Origin of the sequence: Micromonospora sp. CPCC 206061, from assembly GCF_036906915.1 — a bacterium.
Taxonomy (GTDB): Bacteria; Actinomycetota; Actinomycetes; order Mycobacteriales; family Micromonosporaceae; genus Phytohabitans.
The window spans coordinates 1-768 of the sequence record NZ_JBAKHX010000228.1 but is presented as its reverse complement, the minus strand read 5'-3'; the positions used below and the strand labels follow the sequence as shown (position 1 = coordinate 768).

Annotated in this window: 1 pseudogene; it reads left to right on the top strand. The window is 74.2% G+C overall.

What is annotated here, in order from left to right:
- Positions 1 to 768: pseudogene (locus tag V6V89_RS41515) on the top strand (GNAT family N-acetyltransferase); the annotation flags it as partial.

The window sequence follows — 768 nt, the reverse complement described above, 5'->3', positions numbered from 1 at the left end:
GCCAGCCACCGGGCAGCACCGGTCGAACGGTTCCTCCGACAGTCTGGCGGTGCGCCCGGCCACCCTCGCCGACGCGGACGACCTCGCCCGCATCGACGGGCGGCTCGCTTACGGCAATGCCCTGGTCTGCCCGAGGGACGCTGAGGCGTGGCGGTACGAGATCGCCGGACGCCGCCCGGCGGATCTCGCCCGGCGGGTGGTCGCCGTCCTCGTGCACGGCGCCGACGTGCGGGGCTACCTGGTCCATGGCGCCCGGCTCTCCCCCGCCGGTGAACTGATCGTGGTCGCGGCGGCCTGCGAGCGAGAGGCCGACTGGCCGCGGGCCGCCTCCGCCATGCACGCACACCTAGGCCACACCGGCCGGCAGTACGAGGCATCGGCGCGACTGCCGTTCGTCGCGGTCCGCCTCATCCTCGACCCCGACCATCAACTGGCCCGCCTCGGCCCGCCCGGCATCCCACGGCGACCCAGAGGCTGGTACGTCCGCGCGAGCGACCCTGCCGACCTGCTCACCCGGCTACAACCGCTGCTGCGCAGCCGCTGGCGAGCCGCAGGCCTGCGATGGCCCGAGTCAGCGCTCACCATCGACACATACGGTCGCGCCGCCCGGCTGGAGTTCACCGACGGTGAACTGACGGCCGTGACGGCCACACACGGCGCCGCCAGCCCGTCCACCGACCCCCACACCCACGCCGCCATCCCGCCCGGCGCTCTGCTCCAGCTCACCCTCGGCCACCGCACACTGCCCGAAGTGCTCGACACCTGGCC